The organism is Mesorhizobium sp. M5C.F.Ca.IN.020.32.2.1 (assembly GCF_004023105.1).
Classification (GTDB): Bacteria; Pseudomonadota; Alphaproteobacteria; order Rhizobiales; family Rhizobiaceae; genus Mesorhizobium; species Mesorhizobium wenxiniae.
This window is the reverse complement of the sequence record NZ_RZSX01000836.1, coordinates 1-2735: the sequence shown is the minus strand read 5'-3', so window position 1 is coordinate 2735 and position 2735 is coordinate 1. Positions and strand designations below refer to the sequence as shown.

3 protein-coding genes and 1 pseudogene are annotated in these 2735 nt (G+C 61.5%); 1 reads left to right on the top strand and 3 read right to left on the bottom strand.

The annotated features are described in order from the left end of the window. The coding region (locus tag EOA86_RS29620; protein ID WP_348633371.1) for a cation transporting ATPase C-terminal domain-containing protein at positions 1–253 on the top strand (253 nt) is incomplete at its 5' end. A gap of 133 nt (positions 254–386) precedes the next feature. Here EOA86_RS29620 and EOA86_RS40755 read toward each other — a convergent pair. From EOA86_RS40755 to EOA86_RS29605, 3 genes and pseudogenes are all read right to left on the bottom strand, one after another. After that, positions 387–519: pseudogene (locus tag EOA86_RS40755) on the bottom strand (VIT family protein); the annotation flags it as partial. A gap of 289 nt (positions 520–808) precedes the next feature. Continuing rightward, complete coding sequence (gene adh / locus EOA86_RS29610) at positions 809–2326, bottom strand: aldehyde dehydrogenase (RefSeq protein ID WP_128344895.1); 1518 nt, start codon at positions 2324–2326, stop codon at positions 809–811. A 142-nt stretch (positions 2327–2468) separates the two neighbouring features. Next, positions 2469–2735: helix-turn-helix domain-containing protein (locus EOA86_RS29605; protein ID WP_281035707.1), on the bottom strand; the 267-nt coding region annotated here is incomplete at its 5' end.

Below are 2735 nucleotides of genomic sequence, written 5' to 3'. Positions count from 1 at the left end.
GATTTTCGTCAACCGCACGTTCAGCGAGTCGCTGCTGATTGCGCTGTTGCGGCCAAATCGATCGCTTGTAATTGTCGTCGCGGTCGTTGCTGCAGCACTTGGCGGCACACTTCTTTGGCCGCTTGCGAGTGGCCTCTTCCAATTCGGGCCGCTGCACCTGGATGATCTTGCCGTCACCCTTACGTCCGGGATCGCTGTACTGGTCTGTCTTGAGTTGTTGAAACACTTCTGGCGGGAGCGCCTGAAGGCTTGAGCGACCCGGTTGCGCTTAACCGCAGTACCGATCAGCTCATCTATGCCCGACGCCACGCATTGCGACGGGGCAGCGCAAAAGAAGCAATGAGGCGATAGCGACGGTCACCTGCATCGAAGACGGCCACACCTGCGATCGGCATGGCATCGCCGGCGCCGACGGCGGAAGCCGAAGTCAGCGCCGCCTGGATCGGCCGGGTTCGTTTCGGAGATGCCGAGTTCGTCGAGCGCATGTGCTCCAAGCGCATCCTTCGCCATCAATTGGTCCTGGAATGTGGAAGCCGCTTCAACGCCCCCGCCAAGAATGGTGTCGGACGCCGAATGACGAGAGCATCTTCTTGTGAGGGTGGCGTTCCATGGCTGAACATCTGCGCTGACGAGAACGAGTGCGCGCCTTTGGCTCATGATGTATCGTATACTCAGGACGATCCGAATGGTCCGTGGTCCGTGATGGCCGAATTTTTTCCTAGCGGCCAATACAGCATACGCCCACGAAGACCTGTACAGCAGCGCGGTCCAGGCTGACCCCGCCGCTGTGGCAGCGCCATCGGAGCGATCAGAAGAAGCCAAGCTTTTTCGGGCTGTAGCTGACCAGCATGTTCTTGGTCTGCTGATAGTGGTCAAGCATCATCTTATGGGTCTCGCGGCCAATACCCGACTGCTTGTAACCGCCAAACGCAGCATGCGCCGGATAGGCGTGATAGCAGTTGGTCCAGACGCGGCCCGCCTGGATGGCTCGGCCGAAGCGGTAGCAACGATTTGCATCGCGGCTCCAGATGCCGGCGCCGAGTCCGTAAAGGGTGTCGTTGGCGATCTGCAGCGCCTCTTCGTCATCCGTGAAGGTGGCCACCGAGACCACCGGTCCAAAGATTTCCTCCTGGAACACGCGCATCTTGTTGTGCCCTTTGAACACGGTCGGCTGGACATAATAGCCGCCGGCAAGGTCGCCCGGAAGTTCGGCGCGCCCGCCGCCAGTTAGCACCTCGGCGCCTTCCTGGCGGCCGATTTCAAAGTAGCTCAGGATCTTTTCGAGCTGTTCCGAGGATGCCTGCGCGCCGACCATGGTGGCCGGATCGAGCGGATCGCCTTGCACGATAGCCTGGACGCGTTTCAGCGCCGTCTCCATGAAACGGTCGTAGATCGCTTCATGGATCAGTGCACGGCTTGGACAGGTGCAAACCTCCCCCTGGTTGAACGCGAACATGACGAAGCCCTCGACCGCCTTGTCGAAGAAGTCGTCGTCTTCAGCGAGCACATCCTGGAAGAAAATGTTGGGCGATTTGCCGCCGAGTTCGAGCGTTACCGGAATGAGGTTCTGGCCGGCATATTGCATGATCAGCCGGCCAGTCGTGGTTTCGCCGGTGAAGGCGATTTTGGCGACGCGCGGCGAGGAGGCGAGCGGCTTGCCCGCTTCGAGGCCGAAGCCGTTCACAATGTTCAGGACCCCCGGCGGCAAAAGATCGCCGATCAGATCGGCCCAGAGCAAGATCGACGCCGGTGTCTGTTCAGCCGGCTTCAGCACGACGCAATTGCCGGCGGCAATCGCGGGCGCCAGCTTCCAGCACGCCATCAGCAGCGGGAAATTCCAGGGAATGATCTGGCCGACCACACCCAGGGGTTCGTGAAAGTGATAGGCGACGGTGTCGTCGTCGATCTGGGAGAGGCTGCCCTCCTGACTGCGCAGCGCGCCGGCGAAATAGCGGAAATGATCGACAGCGAGCGGCATATCGGCGGCGGTCGTTTCGCGGATCGGCTTGCCATTATCCCAAGTCTCGGCAAGTGCCAGGAGGTCTAGATTGTCCTCCATGCGATCAGCGATGCGGTTGAGAATCAGCGCACGCTCGGCAACGCTGGTGCGGCCCCAAGCGTCCTTGGCTCCGTGCGCCGCATCGAGCGCGGCTTCGACATCGGCCTCGTCGGAACGTGCGACCTCGCATAACAGCTGGCCGTTCACGGGCGAGTAGTTGTCAAAGTATCGGCCGGAGCGTGGCTCTGTCCATTTGCCGCCGATAAAGTTGCCATAGCGCTTGGCAAAGGGGACCTTGACCGTACGCGAAAATTCCACCTTGTTCATGTCTTCCTCCCGAAAGCGACGCCGCGGGATGCGGACGTCCCGGTTGAAAGCGTTGCAGGATAGGGATCGCAATGTCAGCCCTATGCTGGCAGCGGGCCAGGGCGACCTGTCGCAAAACTGCGACAGGTCACGGACGCGAACATCAATGTGGACGCCGGATGCCGAACCGGGCAAGCTTGCGATGGAGTGTGGCGCGGGAAATGCCGAGATTCTGCGCGGCGGCGGAGACGTTGCCTTGCGACCGGGCGAGGGCGCGCTGGACGACGGAGCGCTCGGCTTCCGTCAAGTCTTCCGATACCGCCGGAGCGTCACCCAGGAGGTCGGCGGCGGGCAATGGCCTCGCCAGGCAATCCTGCGTTATGCCAAGCGCCAGCCGCGCAGCACGGGTCGCCCCGCCCACGAGATCGTC